General features: G+C 50.8%; 17 protein-coding genes, 2 pseudogenes and 1 riboswitch. Of the genes and pseudogenes, 16 read left to right on the top strand and 3 right to left on the bottom strand.

Annotation, left to right across the window (positions count from 1 at the left end; genetic code table 11):
- Positions 1 to 8 precede the first annotated feature (8 nt).
- The 3 genes and pseudogenes from HMPREF0080_RS04840 to HMPREF0080_RS04830 all read left to right on the top strand — a co-directional run bounded on the left by HMPREF0080_RS04840 (position 9) and on the right by HMPREF0080_RS04830 (position 3,732).
- Positions 9 to 1,193 (top strand): annotated as a pseudogene (locus tag HMPREF0080_RS04840) (M20 metallopeptidase family protein).
- 43 nt (positions 1,194 to 1,236) lie between these two features.
- Positions 1,237 to 1,335: riboswitch (TPP riboswitch) on the top strand.
- A gap of 60 nt (positions 1,336 to 1,395) precedes the next feature.
- Complete coding sequence (thiC, locus tag HMPREF0080_RS04835; protein WP_006790156.1) at positions 1,396 to 2,700, top strand: phosphomethylpyrimidine synthase ThiC; 1,305 nt, start codon at positions 1,396 to 1,398, stop codon at positions 2,698 to 2,700.
- 120 nt (positions 2,701 to 2,820) lie between these two features.
- Positions 2,821 to 3,732 (top strand): zinc ribbon domain-containing protein, encoded by a 912-nt coding sequence (locus tag HMPREF0080_RS04830; protein WP_040347288.1) that lies wholly within the window; start codon positions 2,821 to 2,823, stop codon positions 3,730 to 3,732.
- A gap of 11 nt (positions 3,733 to 3,743) precedes the next feature.
- On the opposite strand, the gene HMPREF0080_RS04825 is transcribed toward HMPREF0080_RS04830, so the two are convergent.
- The gene (locus tag HMPREF0080_RS04825) at positions 3,744 to 5,276 is read right to left on the bottom strand and encodes a Ppx/GppA phosphatase family protein (RefSeq protein WP_006790154.1); all 1,533 of its coding nucleotides are present in this window, start codon (positions 5,274 to 5,276) and stop codon (positions 3,744 to 3,746) included.
- 230 nt (positions 5,277 to 5,506) lie between these two features.
- Here HMPREF0080_RS04825 and ppk1 point away from each other — a divergent pair.
- The 13 genes and pseudogenes from ppk1 to HMPREF0080_RS04765 all read left to right on the top strand — a co-directional run bounded on the left by ppk1 (position 5,507) and on the right by HMPREF0080_RS04765 (position 17,128).
- Positions 5,507 to 7,584, top strand: a pseudogene (ppk1, locus tag HMPREF0080_RS04820) (polyphosphate kinase 1).
- Positions 7,585 to 7,631: 47 nt separating this feature from the next.
- The gene (locus tag HMPREF0080_RS04815; RefSeq protein ID WP_006790151.1) at positions 7,632 to 8,606 is read left to right on the top strand and encodes a 3D domain-containing protein; all 975 of its coding nucleotides are present in this window, start codon (positions 7,632 to 7,634) and stop codon (positions 8,604 to 8,606) included.
- Positions 8,607 to 8,805: 199 nt separating this feature from the next.
- Entirely contained in the window at positions 8,806 to 9,561 is a 756-nt protein-coding gene (rpsB, locus tag HMPREF0080_RS04810; protein ID WP_040347284.1) for a 30S ribosomal protein S2, read from the top strand.
- Between the two features lie 96 nt (positions 9,562 to 9,657).
- A complete protein-coding gene (tsf, locus tag HMPREF0080_RS04805) occupies positions 9,658 to 10,305 on the top strand; it encodes a translation elongation factor Ts (protein WP_006790149.1) in 648 nt (215 codons plus the stop codon).
- An 81-nt stretch (positions 10,306 to 10,386) separates the two neighbouring features.
- On the top strand, positions 10,387 to 11,109 hold the full coding sequence (gene pyrH, locus HMPREF0080_RS04800; RefSeq protein WP_006790148.1) for a UMP kinase: 723 nt from the start codon (positions 10,387 to 10,389) through the stop codon (positions 11,107 to 11,109).
- Between the two features lie 47 nt (positions 11,110 to 11,156).
- Positions 11,157 to 11,717 carry a ribosome recycling factor gene (gene frr, locus HMPREF0080_RS04795; protein ID WP_006790147.1) on the top strand — a complete coding sequence of 187 codons (561 nt, stop codon included), beginning with the start codon at positions 11,157 to 11,159 and terminating at the stop codon, positions 11,715 to 11,717.
- A gap of 23 nt (positions 11,718 to 11,740) precedes the next feature.
- Positions 11,741 to 11,956 carry a hypothetical protein gene (locus HMPREF0080_RS04790; RefSeq protein WP_245527226.1) on the top strand — a complete coding sequence of 72 codons (216 nt, stop codon included), beginning with the start codon at positions 11,741 to 11,743 and terminating at the stop codon, positions 11,954 to 11,956.
- 3 nt (positions 11,957 to 11,959) lie between these two features.
- Positions 11,960 to 12,730, top strand: a complete 771-nt coding sequence (locus tag HMPREF0080_RS04785; protein ID WP_006790145.1) for an undecaprenyl pyrophosphate synthase — start codon at positions 11,960 to 11,962, stop codon at positions 12,728 to 12,730.
- Positions 12,731 to 12,743: 13 nt separating this feature from the next.
- Positions 12,744 to 13,571: a phosphatidate cytidylyltransferase gene (locus HMPREF0080_RS04780; RefSeq protein ID WP_006790144.1), complete on the top strand. Its 828-nt coding sequence runs from the start codon at positions 12,744 to 12,746 to the stop codon at positions 13,569 to 13,571.
- A gap of 24 nt (positions 13,572 to 13,595) precedes the next feature.
- The gene (locus tag HMPREF0080_RS11520) at positions 13,596 to 13,814 is read left to right on the top strand and encodes a site-2 protease family protein (RefSeq protein ID WP_006790143.1); all 219 of its coding nucleotides are present in this window, start codon (positions 13,596 to 13,598) and stop codon (positions 13,812 to 13,814) included.
- Positions 13,807 to 14,619, top strand: a complete 813-nt coding sequence (gene rseP / locus HMPREF0080_RS04775; protein WP_006790142.1) for an RIP metalloprotease RseP — start codon at positions 13,807 to 13,809, stop codon at positions 14,617 to 14,619. The genes HMPREF0080_RS11520 and rseP overlap by 8 nt, the downstream gene beginning before the upstream one ends.
- Before the next feature lie 9 nt (positions 14,620 to 14,628).
- Positions 14,629 to 15,708 carry a flavodoxin-dependent (E)-4-hydroxy-3-methylbut-2-enyl-diphosphate synthase gene (ispG, locus tag HMPREF0080_RS04770; protein WP_006790141.1) on the top strand — a complete coding sequence of 360 codons (1,080 nt, stop codon included), beginning with the start codon at positions 14,629 to 14,631 and terminating at the stop codon, positions 15,706 to 15,708.
- Between the two features lie 136 nt (positions 15,709 to 15,844).
- Positions 15,845 to 17,128: a hypothetical protein gene (locus tag HMPREF0080_RS04765; RefSeq protein WP_040347281.1), complete on the top strand. Its 1,284-nt coding sequence runs from the start codon at positions 15,845 to 15,847 to the stop codon at positions 17,126 to 17,128.
- A 13-nt stretch (positions 17,129 to 17,141) separates the two neighbouring features.
- Here HMPREF0080_RS04765 and HMPREF0080_RS04760 read toward each other — a convergent pair whose 3' ends face one another.
- Both HMPREF0080_RS04760 and HMPREF0080_RS04755 read right to left on the bottom strand, forming a co-directional pair.
- Positions 17,142 to 18,536, bottom strand: a complete 1,395-nt coding sequence (locus HMPREF0080_RS04760; protein WP_006790139.1) for an NCS2 family permease — start codon at positions 18,534 to 18,536, stop codon at positions 17,142 to 17,144.
- A gap of 68 nt (positions 18,537 to 18,604) precedes the next feature.
- Entirely contained in the window at positions 18,605 to 19,480 is an 876-nt protein-coding gene (locus HMPREF0080_RS04755) for a phosphoribosylaminoimidazolesuccinocarboxamide synthase (RefSeq protein ID WP_006790138.1), read from the bottom strand.
- Between the last annotated feature and the right edge of the window lie 120 nt (positions 19,481 to 19,600).

Raw genomic sequence — 19,600 nt, 5'->3', positions numbered from 1 at the left:
GAAACGGTATGAATTTCAAAGATATAATGAACGATTATACAGACTATATCATCTCTGTGCGCCGGGAACTTCACAGAATGCCGGAACTCAGTTTTGCCGAACAGAAAACAACGGCCCTTATCGGTGAAAAACTGGCGGAAATGGGTATTCCCTTCACGATTAATCCGGCCCGGAATACGGGCCTTGTCGGTGTCATCAGCGGCGGTAAGCTCGGTCCCGCGGTGGCGCTCCGTGCCGATATCGACGCCTTGCCCGTGCTTGAAGATACGGGTCTGGAGTTTGCTTCCGAAAATAAAGGCGTCATGCATGCCTGCGGCCATGATAATCATATGGCCATGCTGCTTGGCGCCGCCAAGATGATATAGTCTGTAAAGGATGTGCTGAGCGGCACGATATATCTGGTTTTTCAGCCCGGTGAAGAAGTCGGTACGGGTGCCCCGTACATGATGGAATTCGGCGACTGGTTCGAAAAGACGGGGGCTATCTTCGGCGCTCACCTGTGGTGCACCTTCCCGTCCGGAACCGTCGGCTCGCGTAAGGGTGAGATCATGGCGGCTACGGAAAAATTTACCATTGATATCAGCGGAAAGCAGTCACACGGTTCCCAGCCTCAGCTGGGGGTGGACGCCGTCTGCATCGCGGCGGCGACGGTAATGAATATTCAGGCCATCGTCGCCCGCCAAATCAGCCCGCTTGATTCGGTTGTCGTTACAGTCGGCACCGTCAATGCCGGCGACCGCTGGAATATTGTCGGCGGGGAAGCCCATATTGAAGGCACCGTACGTCATTTCAATTCGGAAATCAGTAAGAAAGTAAAGGACTCTATCCGCTCTATTGCGGAGAATACCGCGGCCGCCTACGGCGGTTCGGCGACGCTTCAGTATGAGCGCATCGTTCCGGCGACCATCAATGACGACGATGCAACCGCTTTTATCGGCAAAGCGGTCGCACAGGTGCTCGGTGACGGAGCGTACTTTGAATGTGAAAAGAATATGGGCAGCGAAGATTTTTCTTATTTCCAGGAAAAAAAGCCGGGCGCGTATTTCTTTATCGGCAATTATAACGAAGCCGAGGGGACGGTTTACTCCAATCACAGCAATCACTTTACCTCCGATGAAGGCGTGCTTACCGGAGGGGCGGCCGTATTCGCGCAGATCGCGGTTAACTGGCTGGCGGCTCATAAGCGGGCGTAGTATTGCTCTGAAACGAATAATGTGATATACTGAACAAAATAATAATAAAAGCTAGGGGAGCCGTAAACGGCTGAGAAAAGACACTTTGACCCTTTTACCTGATGTAGATAATCCTACCGTAGGGAAGCTTAACAGGACTTCTTTGTGAAAGAGCGGCTTACCTGCACGGGTAAGCCGCTTTTAGCATGAGGAGGATGTAAAGATGACAGCGTATACAACACAAATGGATGCAGCACGCAAGGGGATTGTTACCGAACAAATGAAAATCGTTGCGGCAAAAGAACAAATGGAGGTGAAAGAATTGACGGCCCTGATGGCGGAAGGCAAAGTCGTTATTCCCGCCAACAAGGTTCACACCGCGCTCTCGCCGGAAGCCGTAGGCATGAAATGCCGCACGAAGATCAATGTGAATTTGGGCGTTTCGAAGGATCAGAACAATTACGAAGAAGAGCTGCAAAAGGTGCAGAACGCTATTTCCATGAAAGCGGAAGCCATCATGGACCTCAGTAATTTCGGCAAGACCCGCGAATTCAGGCGGCGTCTTGTCGGCATGTCGACAGCTATGATCGGGACCGTGCCCATGTATGATGCGGTGGGGATGGTGGAAAAAGATTTAAAGGATATTTCTGTCGAAGAATTTTTCAGCGTCGTTGAGCAGCACGCCGCGGACGGCGTTGATTTTATGACGATTCACTGCGGCATGAACAGGAAGACGGCGGAGCGGATTAAAGCCAATCCCCGTTTGACAAACATCGTTTCCCGCGGCGGTTCGCTTCTCTTTGCCTGGATGGAAATGAACGATCGGGAAAATCCTTTTTATGAACATTACGAACGCCTTCTTGATATTTGTGAGACCTATGACGTAACCTTGAGTCTCGGCGACGCCTGCCGGCCCGGGTGTACTCACGACGCGACGGACGCCGCGCAGATAGAAGAGCTTATTACGCTCGGCGAATTGACCAGGCGTGCGTGGGAACGGAATGTCCAGGTTATGATTGAAGGACCGGGCCATATGGTCTTAACTGAAATTGCGGCTAATATGAAATTGGAGAAGCGCCTCTGTCATAATGCGCCTTTCTATGTGCTGGGCCCTCTCGTTACGGATATAGCCCCCGGTTATGATCATATTACAAGTGCCATCGGCGGTGCCGTCGCAGGTTCATGCGGCGCCGATTTCCTGTGTTATGTAACACCGGCGGAACATTTGCGCCTTCCCGATGTCAACGATGTCAGGGAAGGGATTATTGCGGCGCGCATTGCGGCTCATGCAGCCGATCTCGCCAAGGGTATACCCGGGGCTCAGGCCTGGGACGATGCCATGAGCAAAGCCCGTGTCGACGTGGACTTCGAAACGATGATTTCCCTGGCTGTTGACCCGGTAAAAGCGCGCGAGTATTACGAATCGAGCACGCCTGAATGTGAGGGGACGTGTACGATGTGCGGTAAAATGTGTCCGGCCAGAACCATGAAGAAAATCCTGGCCGGTGAAGATGTGTCCATTCGCTGATGCTGTCGGGAGAATGACCGCCTGTAACGGGAGACGGGAATATGATACGTATTCCCGTCTCTTGTATATTTGCGGGGACTAACGTATTATATAGGTAAACTGTGGAAAGGAGGCCTGCCCATGTACTGCCGGCATTGCGGCCAGCCTGTCCGGGACAGTGATTCCTTTTGTTCCCGCTGCGGCGCGATAATCAGTAAAAATGACACGGCCCCGTCAGGATTTCCTGTACGGTCTTTGATAGAACGGTACTTACCGACGGAAACGAAAAAGTACGGCGCCTATATCTTTTTACTGTACATTTCCGTATTACTGACATTCAGTGAAACCGTTGTCGACGCTTACGGCACCGTGCAGAATGAGGGAACCGTCACGCTTGTCGCGGCGGGAGCCGGCCTCGTCTGTACCGTTCTGAGCGCGGCCGTTTCCATTTTCGAATTAGGCATATTTGTATATATACTCATGACGGGGCGGGTTTTCCGGCTCTTTCTGAAAACATTTATCGGCGCGTTTGTCTCATGGATAATTTATGCCGTCTCGCTCGCTCCGGAATTGGGAGACGGACGTATCTATATCGCTGTTTTTTGGCTTTTCCTTATAGGGGTGTCAACGGTAAAAAACAGAGTATATATCAAGCAGGTGGCGCGGGAGTGGCGGTACGCCGTGTATGCCGCGGTCATGCCCGTCCTTTTGTCCGTCATTATCGTCATTGCCGGATTTTTGGGATTTGAATACGCTCTTTTCTTTTCGGACGTCGCGGAAGATGCGGCAGGCGCGTTCTTCTTCATTATTTTTACAGTCGGCAGTTATCTTTTCCTGTATGTTCTTACCTATCAATATATTTTCCTGAGGGAAAAACATAAGGGGACGCGTTTTCTTGATATGTGGTGCAATATGAGCCTGATCCCCCTTCTGCTTCTGTATATGACGACCTCCTTTACGTCCCTGATCCCCCTGGACGGGACAGGCGCCGGATCGCTGGCGGCGGAGTTCGTGCGGGCGAAAAAGGAGAGAGGGGATATAAGAACGCAGTGATTCCCCGTTATTTACGTCTGCCAGATCAGTACGAGAGGCAGGCCGAATTCTTTTTTGAACGATTTCGTGTACTGCTGCATTGCGTAGTCGGCGCTTTCATAAGGAACGCCGTTTTTGGCTTTTAAGAGGATAACGACGGCATTGTCGTCTATTTTGACATCAATATTTTCCACTATATTTTCGTATGAATGGTCCGAGGCTTCGGCCAAGGCGAGGAGAACGGACATTTTCCGTATAATCGCCCAGTCTTCTTCCGTCGGTATATTCGCATACCTGTAGGCACGCTGAATTTTGCGGCTGATGCCGTGATGGAAGCCGGCAATAAAGGCGGCCGTCATTTGCTCCGGCTGGGTCATGCCGTAGAGGGGAGCATGGCCGATAATAAAGGCGGAATGCCGTGCATGGTTGTAAAAATTGACGCGTTTCCCCACATCGTGGAGAAGTGCGGCCGTAATGAGCAGTACACGCACTCTGTCGCCCAAGCCGTGAAGCGGGTGCAAGCCGTCAAAGAGCATAGCCGCGACTTTGGCAACCTGTTCTGCATGAGGTCGATTGAAATTATCCAGGTTATTCAGGTAATTGTTAACGCTGAATTCGAGAATCCTGTCAAAGCGGGGGCTCTTCATGTGATAGTAGCTGGCATAATATTCATAAAGCAGGCCTTCCCTGAGCCCGCACCCGCTGACAATGAGTTCACTGCTGCCCGAAAGCTCGAAAATCGTTTTGATAACGGCCCCGCCGGCAACGATAACATCGGCCCGTTCACTTGAAAGGCCGGGAATTTTTTTGCGATTGCCGCTGCTGCGGGAGGATACCAGGGTAAATATTTCTTCAAAATGCGGTTCGCTGAGAATATAATTGTGAATAGTCGGCAATTCATAATTATGTGCCCGCTGATCCATTTTTGCAAAATTACGCGCCGTGCCGCCGATTCCGACGAGCGGCAGGTCAGCGTCGCACAGCCATTTGACTTCCCCTAAGGTTTTGCGCAGATATTTGAGACATGCCGTTACCGTTTCCCCGCTTACGCTGCGGGACATGTCGAATTTTTCCGTAATCGTGACGGCGCCGACAGGGACGGAGACGGAGTGGATGATTTCCCTGTTTTTTACGAGCGTCATTTCCACACTGGCGCCGCCAAGGTCAAAAATAAGGCAGTCCTTTATGTCTATCGTATTAATGGCCCCTAAATAGCCGAGGTAAGCTTCACGTTCACCGGGGATGATTTCCATGTCGATCCCCGTTTCCGCTTTAATGCGTTCCAGAAACCGCATCCCGTTGGAAGCATTGCGTACGGCCGCCGTCGCTACGGCAAGGCATTTACGGATCCCCTTTATATCCATTAAATGCTTGTATACGCGCAGGCTCTTCAATGCCTTTTCCATGCCTTCTTCCGTGAGTGCGCCCGTCACGTTAAGCCCCTGTCGGCGCCGAATCGTCTCTTTATCCTGATAGACAAAGGAGAACGCGCCGTTGTCTTTGATTTGGGCTACAACGAAACGGATTGAGTTGGAGCCCATGTCGATAATGGCTAATTGTTCCATCAGTACCTCGTTTCCGAAATGTAGTAGAAGCACTTTTATTGTACAAATAAATGGCAAAAAGATAAAGACTCAGTTTATGACCTTCTGCAGTGACCGTGTTCCCGCGATCCGCTCCGTGAACAGGCATAAGACACATGAAAAAAGGCTCATACTGTATTATACTGTATATAAGCATATGTATTGCCGGGAGCCGTTTTATATTGCGGCGGAAAGGAAAGTGAGCCCCTATGATGCTGACAAAAGGAACGAATTTCCTCAATCGGGAATGTACGTGGGTAAATTTTAACGAACGCGTTTTACATGAAGCGGATGATGACAAGAACCCGCTTCTTGAAAAGCTGAATTTCCTGGCCATCAGCGCTTCCAACCTGGATGAATTTTTCATGATTCGCATGGCCGGCGTAAAACATCTTATTGAAAGCGGTATAAAACATATTGATATGGCCGGCATGTCGCCGACGGAACAATTCGATGCCATTGAAGAGATGGTTCACAGACAGGTAAGCGAACAATATGAGTTTTTCGAAAAGATCAAGGACGGATTAAAAGAAAAAGGCATTGTCCTTGCGTCCGTAGATGAGCTGAATGACGGCGAACGGACATGGCTCGACGATTACGTGGAACGGGAAGTGTATCCTGTGGTCACCCCTTTGGCCGTTGATGCGAGCCATCCCGTGCCGTTTTTAACAAGCCTGTCACTTAATCTGGCAGTTCTCTTGCGGCGTAAGAACGACGGTACCGGTGTAAAGGCGGCCGTATTTCCCGTGCCTACGGGCGTATCGAAACGGATCATCGCCCTTCCGCCGGAAGGACGGACGCATAAATTCGTCCTTCTGGAAGATGTGCTGAGCGCCTATGCCGGTATCTTTTTCAGAGGCTGTGAAATCCTTGAGACGGTAGCCTTCCGCATAACGAGAGATGCCGATTTGGAAATCAACAATGAAGCGGAAGACCTTTTGACGGAAATAAAAAAATCGTTGAAGAAACGCCGTAAAGGCGCTGCCGTGCGCTTGGAAGTTTCTTCGCACGCCAGCCGCACGATTAAGCATTTTTTAAAGTCCGTATTACGGTTGCATGAAGGCGATGTGTATTCCATTCCCGGCCCGTTGGACTTAAAAGCTTTTTTCGCGCTTACGGGACTTGCCGGTTTCGAGGAGCTGCACTATCCTGCCGCCGTACCGCAGCCGGTTAAAGACTTGTTGCCCTTTAGCGGGCAAAGTATATGGGACAGTATTCGTACGCAGAATATAATGATGCATCACCCTTATGAAACTTTTGCGGCCGTTGACGCGTTTATCTGTATGGCCGCAAAAGATCCGCAGGTTCTGGCCATTAAGCAGACTCTTTACAGGGTCAGTGCCAAATCGGCTATTATCGCCGCCCTCGCCGATGCCGCGAGAAACGGTAAACAGGTGACGGTCCTTATGGAAGTCAAGGCCCGTTTTGATGAAGAAAACAACATTAATATGGCCCGCCGTCTGGAAGAAGCGGGCTGTCACGTTATTTACGGCATAGTCGGGCTGAAGACGCATTCCAAAATCACCCTGGTGGTCCGGCGGGAAAAGGACGGCATCCGCCGTTATCTTCACCTGGCGACGGGCAACTATAACGGGAAGACGGCCCGCATTTACACGGACTGTCAATTTTCACGTGCGATCCTCTCATGGGTATGGACGCGTCCGCTTTCTTCAATGTCCTTTCCGGTTACTCCGACGCGCCGCAGTGGCATAAACTGGGCGTCGCTCCCTTTGATTTGCGTGAACGGCTTTATGAAGCGATCGACAGGGAAATCAAGTGGGTTGGAGAAGGAAAGAAGGGCCTTATTGTGGCCAAAATGAATTCCCTCGTTGATAAAAAGGTCATTAACCGTCTCTATGAGGCGTCGCAGGCCGGCGTTGTCATCCGTCTTATCATCCGCGGCATCTGCGTTCTCCGTCCCGGTCTTGCGGGGGTCAGCGAAAATATCACCGTTCACAGTATTGTCGGCAGATTTCTTGAACACAGCCGTCTCTTTTACTTTTATAATAACGGGGAGGAAGACGTCTTCCTCTCGTCGGCCGACTGGATGCCCCGCAATTTGAATGAACGTATCGAACTTCTCGTGCCGATTGAATACGGCCCGCATAAAGAACGGATAAAAGAGATCCTGCGTCTTAATTATGAAGACAATGTGAACGGCCATGTCATGAACAGCGACGGCACGTATACGCTGCTCGACGCTTTAACGACGGACGGGGCGATTGATGCGCAGGCCGCGTTCCAAAAGGAAGCGGAAACGAGAGAGGGGCCTGTAGAGACCGAAAATTGACAGTCCGTGCCTCCTTTGCTACAATAGGGCAAAGTTGGAGGGATTGTATGAGGAAATGGAAGGGAGCGGTTACACGCACCTATGCCCTTTTGACGGCCCTGCTGATTTTGGTGTCCCTTACGGGATTCGCGGACAAAGGGAAAAATATTACTGTCGTGCGGTACGGCGGCAGCCGTGAATTATATACGCGCTCATTAAATAAAGACGCATTGGCGAGGGAACTCGGCATTACTCCGTCATCAAAGGATGAACTGTATTTATCGACACCGGAACTTACGGACGGGACGGTTGCGACTGTCCGCAGGGCCGTTCCCGTAAAGCTCGACTATAAAGGGCAGGTACGCACTGTGGAGTCGGGTAAGAAGACGGTGGCGGAAGTTGCGGCTCAATACGGGTTTGACCGTGAAAACTACAGACCTTACGGCAATCCCGATGCGCCGGTTGTCAGTGATATGACCGTGCGTATCGGCAACCTTTCCCGTAAAACGGTTACGGAAGATGACGTCGTGCAGTTTGTCATTGAAAGCATACCCGATGAAACTGTCGGTCAGGGGGAAGAACGGATCGTTCAGGAAGGGGAAAACGGCAGAAAGAAAGTTACCAATACCATTATCAGCCTGGACGGACAGGTTGTCGGCAAAGAACACGTAAAAACGGAACTCATTTCCGAGATGAAACCCCTTGTCCGTAAGGTCGGTACGCAGGAAACGATAGAAATCAGTACCGGCGATATTTCGAAGTATAAAAAAGTACTTACCATGGTTGCGACGGCGTATTTGCCTACCGACGGAAACGGTGAGGGCATCACATACACGGGTACGCTCGCCCGCTACGGGGAAATTGCCGTCGATCCGCGCGTCATTCCGCTGGGAACGAGAGTCTTCATCCCGGGGTACGGGGTCGCCGTTGCGGAGGACACGGGCGGCGATATTCTCGGGAACCGCATAGATCTCTGCATGACAAATTACGATGCCTGTATGGCTTTCGGCCGCCGGACCGTACCGGTATATATACTGGATTGAGAAGAAGAGCCGTAGCGGCTCTTCTTTTTTTCGCGGGCTCCGGGTTGTGGGAATCCCCTGTCCGGTCTTGCGACAGGATATGTTCTGTGATATAATCAATAAGGTTTAAATACGCACGCACCGCGGAGCCTGCCACTGTGCCGTTTTACGGTAGCCGCAGGCGATGAGCGGGCGGAGGAAAAACAGGAGGAATTACATTATGGCAGTAGTATCTATGAAACAATTACTGGAAGCGGGCGTTCATTTCGGGCATCAGACCCGTCGCTGGAATCCCAAGATGGCTCGTTTTATCTTTACGGAACGTAACGGCATCTACATTATCGATTTGCAGAAGACCGTAAAGAAGATGGATGAAGCTTATAATTTCGCTCGCGACCTTGCGGCTGAAGGCGGCAAGATCCTCTTCGTGGGCACAAAAAAGCAGGCCCAGGAATGCATTAAAAATGAAGCTGAACGCTGCGGTATGTTTTTTGTCAACGAACGTTGGCTCGGCGGTATGCTTACAAACTTCCAGACGATTGAAAAGCGTGTAAGACGTTTGAAAGCGTTGGAAAAACAAGCTGAAGACGGCGTATTTGACGTCCTGCCGAAAAAAGAAGTTACGCTCCTCAGGCACGAAATGGAAAAACTTCGGAAATACCTGGGCGGTATCAAAGAAATGAAAAAGGTGCCCGACGCTCTCTTTATCATTGACCCGAAGAAAGAAGAAATCGCCGTTGCGGAAGCCCGCAAGCTGCATATCCCCATTATTGCAACCGTTGACACGAACTGCGATCCCGATATGATTGAATATCCCATCCCGGCAAATGATGACGCTATCCGCGCCGTCAAGCTGCTGACGGGTAAAATTGCCGACGCCGTTCTCGAAGGCCGTCAGGGCGAATCCATGGACGGTGAAGACAATACGGAACTCGGCGATTACAACAATGACGAACAGATCGGCGACGCGGCCTGAGGAGCATTTTGAAGATTGGCAGGAAGATGCCCGCGAAGCGGTTAAAGGCGGTTATGCGGGCTAATACACGGCAAACGACTTTGTGGAGGTTATGATATGGAAATTACAGCTGCTTTGGTAAAAGAGTTGCGCGAAATTACAGGCGCAGGCATGATGGATGCTAAAAAAGCTCTTGTTGCCACGGACGGTGATAAAGAAAAAGCTATTGATTTTTTGCGTGAAAAAGGCCTGGCTGCAGCCGCCAAGAAAGCGGATCGCATCGCCGCCGAAGGCCTTGTGTACTCTTATATTCACGGTAACGGCCGTATCGGCGTGTTGGTGGAAGTTAACTGCGAAACGGACTTTGTTGCCCAAACTGACGGGTTCAAAGATCTTTGCAAGGATATTGCCATGCAGATTGCCGCCGCCAAACCGTCTTACCTGAAACGCGACGAAGTGCCGGCTGATGTTCTGGAACATGAAAAAGAAGTTCTTCGTCAGCAGGCTTTGAATGAAGGTAAACCCGAAAAGATCGTTGAAAAGATGATCGTCGGCCGTATCGAAAAATATTATAAGGAAAACTGTTTACTGGATCAGGAATTCATCAAGGATCCGGACAAAACGGTCAGCCAGGTTATTACGGAAGCCGTTGCGAAGATCGGAGAAAAGATTGATGTCCGCCGTTTTGTCCGATATGAATTGGGCGAAGGGCTGGCAAAGCGCAATGACGATTTCGTCGCGGAAGTAATGGCACAAGCTAAATAAGATATTCAAAAATAAGAGAACACCCCATCGTGTTCTCTTATTTTCTAAGCGGAAGAGGCTGCAACAGGGGAGGAAACAGGGATGGACCGAAAATTTGAACGCATTGTCTTAAAGTTGAGCGGTGAAGCATTGGCCGGCGAACAGGGGTACGGCATAGATCCGAAAACGGTTGACAGCATAGCCGATGATATCGTTGAAGTGACGAAACGCGGTATTCAAGTCGCTATTGTTGTCGGCGGCGGCAATATTTGGCGCGGCCTTTCCGGCAGTGCCGAAGGCATGGATCGCGTGTCTGCCGATTATATGGGCATGCTGGCCACGGTCATGAATTCCCTGGCTCTTCAGGATGCGCTCGAAAAACACGGCGTCGCCACACGTGTGCAAACCGCCATTACCATGCAGCAGGTTGCCGAGCCGTATATCCGCCGCCGGGCGATTCGCCATATGGAAAAAGGTCGCGTCGTTATTTTCGGCGCCGGTACGGGCAATCCCTATTTTTCGACCGATACGACGGCGGCCCTGCGTGCGGCGGAAATTGAAGCCGACGCCATCCTCATGGCCAAGAAATTCGTTGACGGCGTCTACGACAGCGACCCCAAGCTGAATTCGGGTGCCAGGAAGTTTGACAAACTTACCTATCTCGACGTAATCAAAAAGGAACTGGGCGTCATGGACGCGACGGCTACGACCTTATGCATGACCAACGACATCCCCATCCTGGTTTTCAGTATTGACATTCCGGGCAATATAATTGATGCCGCAGCCGGTAAGGAAGTGGGTACGATAGTCGACAAAGGGGAATAAAAAAGGTATCATATACGTAGAAATCTCCCGATAAGGAAGTGATTGCCATGGAAATTCAAGACTTGTTAAATGAATGTGAAGTTAAAACGGATAAAACGATTGAAACGTTCAGACGTAATCTGGCGTCTATCCGTACGGGCCGTGCCAGTACGTCGCTGCTGGACCGTGTCACGGTTGATTATTACGGTACGCCGACACCTGTAAATCAGGTTGCCAATATTTCCGCACCCGAACCGCGGCTGCTCACCATTTCGCCGTGGGATCGGACCATGCTCGGTGAAATCGAGAAGGCTGTCCTGAAATCCGATTTGGGCCTGAACCCTAATAATGACGGCACGATTATCCGCCTGGAAATTCCGCAGCTCACGGAAGAGCGGCGTAAAGAGTTGAGTAAGAAAGTAAGTAAGGAAGCGGAAGAAGCAAAAGTTGCCGTCCGGAATATCCGCCGTGACAATAACGACGCCGTTAAAAAGATGGAGAAAAAAAAGGAAATTACGGAAGACGACAGTAAGGAAGCCCAAATGAAAATTCAGAAGATTACGGACGCCAAGATTAAATCTATTGACGAGATCAAGGATAAGAAGGAAAGAGAAGTTATGGAAGTATAATGAATATACGAGATTTTTTTGGCATGCCGTTGCGGTATGCCAAATCTTCGTTAGAGAAGGAAAATATCCCTTACAAGATCACGTATACGGAATCGGGAAGCCGTTTTTTTTCCTGTGATCCTGCGGCGCTTTATGTAGTGCGTGCTGAAGAAAAAGACGGAAATGTCCGTCTTCTCGTCAACAGGAGTATGGGTATGAGCGATTCTGTACGGGCTGTACTTGAAAAGAAGGAGAACTGAAGTATGCTCAGCAAGTTTTTTTCCGTGTCCGGCGAACCCCGGGCCGACCGTCATGACGATAAACCGGATATAAATACTATTCCCCGTCACGTTGCCGTTATTATGGACGGTAACGGCCGTTGGGCCAAGCGCCGCGGGCTGCCGCGCAGCGCCGGGCATAAGGCGGGCGCCGATACGCTGAAAAAAATAGTTGCCGCCGCCGGAGAGCTGGGTGTAAAGGTTCTTACCGTGTATGCTTTTTCTACTGAAAATTGGAAACGTCCGGCTGAAGAAGTAACATATATTATGGATCTCATGTATACGTATCTGCAAAAGAACCTGCTTGAATTAGGGAAAAATAATGTCCGGTTGCGTTTTATCGGTGACAGAAGCCGCCTTTCCGGTCCGCTGCAGGAGATATTTGCCGAAGCGGAGGCAAATCTTGCCGCCAATACGGGATTAAGCCTCAATGTGGCTGTAAATTACGGCGGGCGGGCGGAAATTACCCGGGCCGCACGGCAAATCGCTCTTGCCGTGGAAGCAGGCGGGTTGCGTGCGGCCGACGTGACGGAGGAGCTGGTTGCCTCGTATTTGTATACGGCTCCCGAAAATGATGTGGATCTGCTTATCCGGTCCGGCGCTGATACGCGTATCAGCAACTATTTGCTGTGGCAGAACGCATATGCCGAATTCTGGTTTACTCCCCTGTGCTGGCCGGATTTCACAAAGGAAACGCTGATAGAGGCGATTAAGTCTTTTCAAGGCCGGGAACGTCGTTTCGGCGGCTTGAAGTAAGGAGAACTGATATATGTTGGTAACACGTGTCATCTCGGGTATCGTCGGTGGCGGGGCCGCCGTTTTTATCATTTATGAAGGAAGCTGGCTGTTCTTCGCTTTACTGTCGTTCCTGATGCTCGGCGGATGGATTGAATATACAAAGCTCGTCCGTGCGGCAGGAGAAAAAATGCCGTGCGGCACAATTGCCGTCTGGCTGCTTGCCGTCCTGTTCGCCCTGGCTTTTAACAGTGTAAAAGGGCTTACTCTTTTAGCGGTACTCCTGCCTTTCTTTCTTTTTTTACGCACAGTTTTCAAGTACGGCAGAATAAGACCGGTAAATTCGGCATATGCGCTGTACGGCACCGTATATGTAGGCGCGGGGTTTATAGCTATGTTCGCCCTGCGGAGCGGTTTGATCGGTTCCTATTTTCGTGACGATTTCGCTGCGGTTATGCTTGATCCGGGTCGATTTTTCATGTTCCTCGTCCTCTTCAGTGTATGGGCCAGCGATACGTTCGCCTATTTTGCGGGACGCGCTTTCGGTAAAAATAAATTATGTCCCGCCATCAGCCCCGGGAAAACGCTGGAAGGGGCTTTGGGCGGTTTTGTAGGCACCGTCGCCGTAGCTTTGATCGTTTCGCTCGTTTTCCGCTTTTCTGTTCTGCACGGCGTTATTATCGGTTTAATCGTGGCCATAACCGCGCCTCTCGGAGATTTGACTGAATCCGTATTGAAACGGACCTGCGGGGTTAAGGATTCGGGGGCTTTAATTCCCGGTCACGGCGGTATTTTAGACCGTTTCGACAGTCTTCTCATCGCCGCGCCCGCTGTATATGCCTATTTGGTTCTCGCCGCATAACGGCCTCTCGGAAAGGAGCGCGTTTTGGGTATTACAATTCTGGCAACTGTCTTTGTGTTCAGTATAATCGTTTTTGTACACGAGCTGGGGCATTTTCTGACGGCAAAATTAACGGGAATGCAAGTTGACGAATTTGCTATCGGGTTCGGCCCGAAACTTTGCGCCTGTAAGCGCGGGGAAACGCTGTATTCCTTACGCGTTATACCTCTCGGCGGCTTTAATAAAATTGCCGGGTATGACTGAAGAAGAAGAGCTTACGGCGCGGTCGTTCCTGAATAAACCGGTCCTGGCGCGCCTTCTCGTCATCAGTGCCGGCGCCGTCATGAATTTCATCCTGGCTTTTGTCCTTCTCTGGGGCATTATTTTTGTCAACGGTATCGCTACCGTTTCGACAGAGCCGGTTATCGGCACGGTCATGGAAGATTCCGCCGCTGCGGCCGCCGGGTTGAAAGCGGGTGATCGCATTACGTCCATAAGCGGCAGTGCCGTGACCACCTGGCAGGATATACCCGATACCGTTACCAGGCACAGCCGGGAAGTCGTCACCGTTGAATTTGAACGCGACGGCCGCGGCAATTCGGTTTCTCTTATTCCGAAAACGGACAGCCAGACTAAGCGTCCGCTTTTAGGCGTTGTTCCCGTCGTTACGTCGGAGCAGAAGGGCTTTGCCGCCGCCGCCGGCTGCGCGGCGGAACGCACGGCGGCTCTCGGTTCAATGATGCTGGGCGGTTTATATCGCATGGTGACGGGAACGGAAAAGGCGGAGCTGGCGGGACCTATAGGCGTGGCTCAATTGGCCGGCCAGGCCGCGTCTGTCGGCTTTGTCAATCTTCTTACGTTTACGGCCTTTCTCAGTCTTAACTTGGGGATACTGAATCTCCTTCCCATACCGATGCTGGACGGCGGTTATATCATCCTCATCATGCTGGAAGGACTGACACGGCGGCGCATGCCGCAAAAGGCTTTATATTATATTCAAATGACAGGGGTCATTATTTTAGCCGGTATGTTTATTTTTGCAATGCTCCAGGATATAAGCAGATTTTAAAGAGGTCATATGTTACGTAGAAAATCCCGTGCCGTTAAGGTGCGCAATCTCATAATCGGAGGAGATGCTCCCGTTTCGGTCCAGACGATGTCGACGATAAGTCCCGCAGACAGCGAGTCGGCCCTGATCGATGCACAGCGGTTGGCCCTTTGCGGCGCCGAACTGATTCGCTTTGCCGTCCCCGATATGAAAGCGGCAAAAGGACTTGCCGCGGTGGTGAAAGGATCGCCCGTACCGCTGGTGGCGGATATCCATTTCGACCATATGCTCGCTTTGCAGGCCGTTGCGAGCGGGGTTGACGCATTACGCATCAATCCCGGCAATATCGGCTCGGATGATAAGGTGGCGGCCGTCGTCGCCGCGGTAAAAAAGAAGAATATCCCTATCCGTATCGGCATCAACAGCGGCTCTCTGCCGGCAGATATACTGGCGGCATATGAGGGGCATCCGACGGCGGAGGGAATGGTTGAAGGCGCGTTGCGGCATATCCGTATATGCGAACGGCTTGACTGCAGGGATCTCGTTGTGTCCCTGAAAGCGTCGGATGTGCCTCTGATGATAGAAGCGTATTCGCTCCTTGCCGATAAGGTGGAGTATCCTTTGCATCTGGGCGTTACGGAAGCGGGCCTGCTGCGGGAAGGCACCGTCAAATCATCTATCGGTATAGGTACGTTGCTTTATCGGGGAATCGGCGATACTATCAGGGTCTCGCTTACGGATGATCCTGCGGAGGAAATTAAAACGGGCCGCCTTATCCTTTCCTCTCTGGGCCTGCGGCATTTCGGCCCCACGTTAGTATCATGCCCCACCTGCGGCCGAACGCGGGTCGGATTGATTCATCTGGCCCGAGAAGTGGAGCAGGCCCTGGAGAGAATTGAAGAACCTTTGAAAATTGCTGTCATGGGCTGTGCGGTCAACGGCCCCGGTGAGGCGCGGGAAGCGGATTTCGGTATTGCCGGGGGCGTCGGTAAGGGGATCATATTCTCGCACGGGAAGGTATTGCGTACTGTGCCGGAGAAAGAGCTGGTACCGGCTCTTCTCGAAGAAATTAACGCCTACAGGGCTGACAAAAAATGTGTCCCGCAGTGAACCGCTCCGTAAACCGGAATGAGAAAATCCGGAGTACGGAGCGGTTTGTTTTTTAATGAGAATTTAATCTTTTTTCTTCCTCTTTTTTCAGAATTATCTGCCATACTGAGCAGTGAAAGAAAAAGGAGGAATGAAGATGAGCAATAAAGAAACCTTTGACTGGTACGGCGTCATGTCGGGGCTGGAAGCTGTCGATACCGTTCCGGAAGAACTGGAAAATACCGCCGCCCGTCGTCTGGGCAAAGCCTATCTATGCGCTTTCAGAACGGGCGACGATAAAGAAAAATACTGGCTTTTGGCGGAAACGCTGTTTCTGCGCCTGGCTGATACTGCCCCGTCCCGTTATGTGTATTCCGTCCTCGCCGGACTCTACAGGCAGGCCTACGGCGGCAGCCCCGGAATCGGGACGAAAACAAAAGAAGAGCTCCTTCATAGGGCGCTTGACTGTTACGAACGCCTTTATAACGATCATCCCGATGAATATGAACTTTATGAATATGCACATTTGCTATATAAAAGCTCTTCCGTCTTTTCCGCCGCCGCAGGCGTTCGGGAACGGCTGGAACGAAAAGAAAAAGCGTACCGTATATATGGCGAAGTCATGGAGGCATATAACAGAAATAATAATAAAAAAACGGTTGAACGGCCGTATATCCGGGCCGCGTACGGTCTTTGCCGCTGCGGGCTGGAGTTATACGGGTATGAAACCCCGTTACAGAAGGAATATGTGCTTCTGACGGGCGGATATTACCTTTCGGAACGGGCGAAGGAAGTAAAGAAAACCGTCTTTTATACGCTTTGCAGAGCTGTTGACAGCGTCCGCAGATATGAAAATATTCCCACGGTCATGGAGGACGGTTGCAGGTATTATGACTGTGATTACCGTTATGAAGCGCCGTGGGATATTTATTATATGATGGGGCGGCTCTTTCTCTTTGCCGTAAAATATAATATCTTGCCGAATCGATCCGAGCCGGTACGGTCCTGTGAAAAATACTTCACGTACGCGGCCGTACTTGACAGAAAACGGCGCAGTGAGGGCCTGCCTGTCAGCGGATTCTCGCATATGTATCATTCGTTATGCGATTTTTATCTTATGTGCGGCACTGAAGAAAAATTAGGCGCTTTTTTAAAGGAATACGGGGATTATATGGAACCGTCGTATATAGAGCTGACAAACCTGCGCCGGGCCCTGAAAGCAGGGAACTATGAAAAAGCGCGTGCCTGTTTAAACGCGGCGGACGGCCGGCCTTCGTCCCTGCCGCCCCGTAAGGCAACGATTTTAAAAGACCTCTTAACGGTTCTTGAAAAAAAGGATATGAGCGGGGTAGAGCGGTCGTATAAGCCGTATGAAATGAAACTGTTTGCAGAGGTGTTACAGAAAAAGAACCGCACTGTCCGAACATACAGTGCGGTGTAGGGATGTACCCGTTTTAGATAAAGATGTATTTGCAAATGAAGAGAACGGCCAGGACATACATGAGAATACTGATCTTTTCCCGTTTCCCCGTCAGCAGATTGATGAGTACATAGGAGATAACGCCGAAGGAAATGCCTTCCGACACGCTGTAGCAGAAGGGCATGGCAATAATTGTCAGATAGGCGGGGATCGATTCGGTTAAATCATTGAATTCGATGCCCGTAATGGCGCCGAGCATGAGAAATCCCACGATAATTAACGCAGGCGCCGTGGCAAAAGCCGGTATCGCCAGGAACACGGGCGAGAGGAAGAGGGAAAGGAGAAAGAAGAGAGCGACGAAGACGGCCGTAAGCCCCGTCTTACCGCCTTCACTCACGCCGGTGGCGCTTTCGACAAAGGTCGTTACCGTGCTTGTTCCCATAACGGCTCCGGCCGTCGTGGCTACCGCATCGGCCATAAGGGCCCCTTTAATGCGCGGCAGCTTTCCGTCCGCGTCAAGCATATCGGCTTTGGACGAAACGCCGATCAAGGTCCCCAGCGTATCAAATATGTCTACGAACAGGAAGGCAAACATGACGACGAAAAAATCAAGGGTCAGCATATTCGTAAAGTCAATTTTACCGAATATGGGAGCCATGCTGGACGGTGTAAAAGCGGCGGCGCCGGCGGAAAAATTCGGAATTACACTGAACATATGCTGAGCCGGATCGGGGACGTAAAGTCCGGTTAACTCGCAAATAACGCCCAAAATCCACGTGAAGAGAATGCCCCAGAGAATATTGCCGCGAACTTTACGCTGCATGAGAATCGCCGTAAACAGCACGCCTAAAAGAGAAAGGACCACCGTGATGCCTACTGTATGGAAATTGCCGGAACGGAGTGACTCTTTAAAGGAAAACAGTGAGATTTTTGTCGCCGCGTTGGCGACGACGACCTGGGCGTTAAAAAGGCCGATGAGGGCGATAAAAAGACCGATACCGGCGGACACGGCTTTTTTCAGCGTCATCGGGATAGCATTAAACAGGGCTTCGCGGATATTTGTGAGGGAAAGTACGATAAAAATTATACCTTCCACGAAAACGGCGGATAAGGCCGTTTCCCAGGAATATCCCATCTGGAGGACTACCGTATAAGCAAAGAAAGCGTTTAAACCCATGCCCGGGGCTAAGGCGAAGGGATAGTTCGCAAACAAGGCCATGAGAACGGTGCCCAGGCAGGAAGCCAACGCCGTCGCCGTTAAGATTGCGCCCTTGTCCATTCCCGTAGCGCTCAGAATAATAGGATTGACGGCCAGAATATAGGCCATCGTCATGAAGGTCGTAATACCGGCAAGAAATTCGGTCTTTACGGTAGTACCGTTTTCATGGAGGTGAAAGAGGTGATTGAGAATACCTTTTTCTGCTGTCATGATGCACACTCCTTTTCAGAATTCGAGTAATAAAATACAGGGAACGCCGTATTAAACCGGGACTTTGGTTACCGGTTAAACGGGCTGCCCGTAAGAAGTTCATACGCTTCCTTGTATTTGGCGATCGTTTTTTCGATGACAGCATCGGGAAGGAGATAGCCGCTGTCTTTGTGAGCCGATAACCAATCGCGGACAAACTGTTTGTCATAGGACGGCTGAGGCCGGCCGGGCGCATATCCTTCAAGCGGCCAGAAACGGGAACTGTCGGGGGTCAGCATTTCGTCGCCTAAGATGACATCGCCCTTTTCGTCAATACCGAATTCAAACTTCGTATCGGCAATGATAATGCCTCTGGAAAGTGCGTAGTCCGCACACTTCCGATACAGCGCAAGCGTGTAATCGCGCACTTTTTCCGCATATTCACGCCCTTTTCCGGGAAATGCTTTTTCCACTGCGCCGACGCTTTGTGCAAAGGAGACATTTTCGTCATGATCACCCAACTCGGCTTTGGTACTCGGCGTAAAAAGCGGCTCGGGCAATTTTTCCGCTTCTTTTAATCCTGCCGGCAGGGAAATCCCGCATATCGTACCGTTTTCTCTGTAGCTTTCCCAGCCGCTGCCGGTAATGTAACCGCGGACAATGCATTCTAAGGGGATCATGTTCAATTTACGGCATTTCATGCTGTTGCCGCTGAACCGTTCCTGCCGGAAAAATTCGGGCATGTCCCGGACATCTGTCGAAAGCATATGATTAGGCAGAATATCTTTGGTGAAGTTGAACCAGAATGCGGACATTTGTGTGAGGATCGCGCCTTTATGGGTAATGCGGTTTTTCAGTATGTGGTCAAATGCGGAAATACGATCGGTCGCAACCATGATGATGCTGTCGCCGATATCGTACACTTCACGTACTTTGCCGGATTTATAAGGTTTATATTCCTTCATGACTTTGTGCCTCCCTATATATAACTGTGTTTTAACATATATACTATATCACGATTAATACGGGGCGTCGACTTTAAAGGAAGGGCGGATTTTCAATCCGGACAAAGAGCCGGGCCGGTC

The organism is Megasphaera geminata F0357, assembly GCF_000239275.1.
GTDB classification, from domain to species: domain Bacteria; phylum Bacillota; class Negativicutes; order Veillonellales; family Megasphaeraceae; genus Megasphaera; species Megasphaera geminata.
This window is presented reverse-complemented; position numbering and strand designations above follow the sequence as displayed.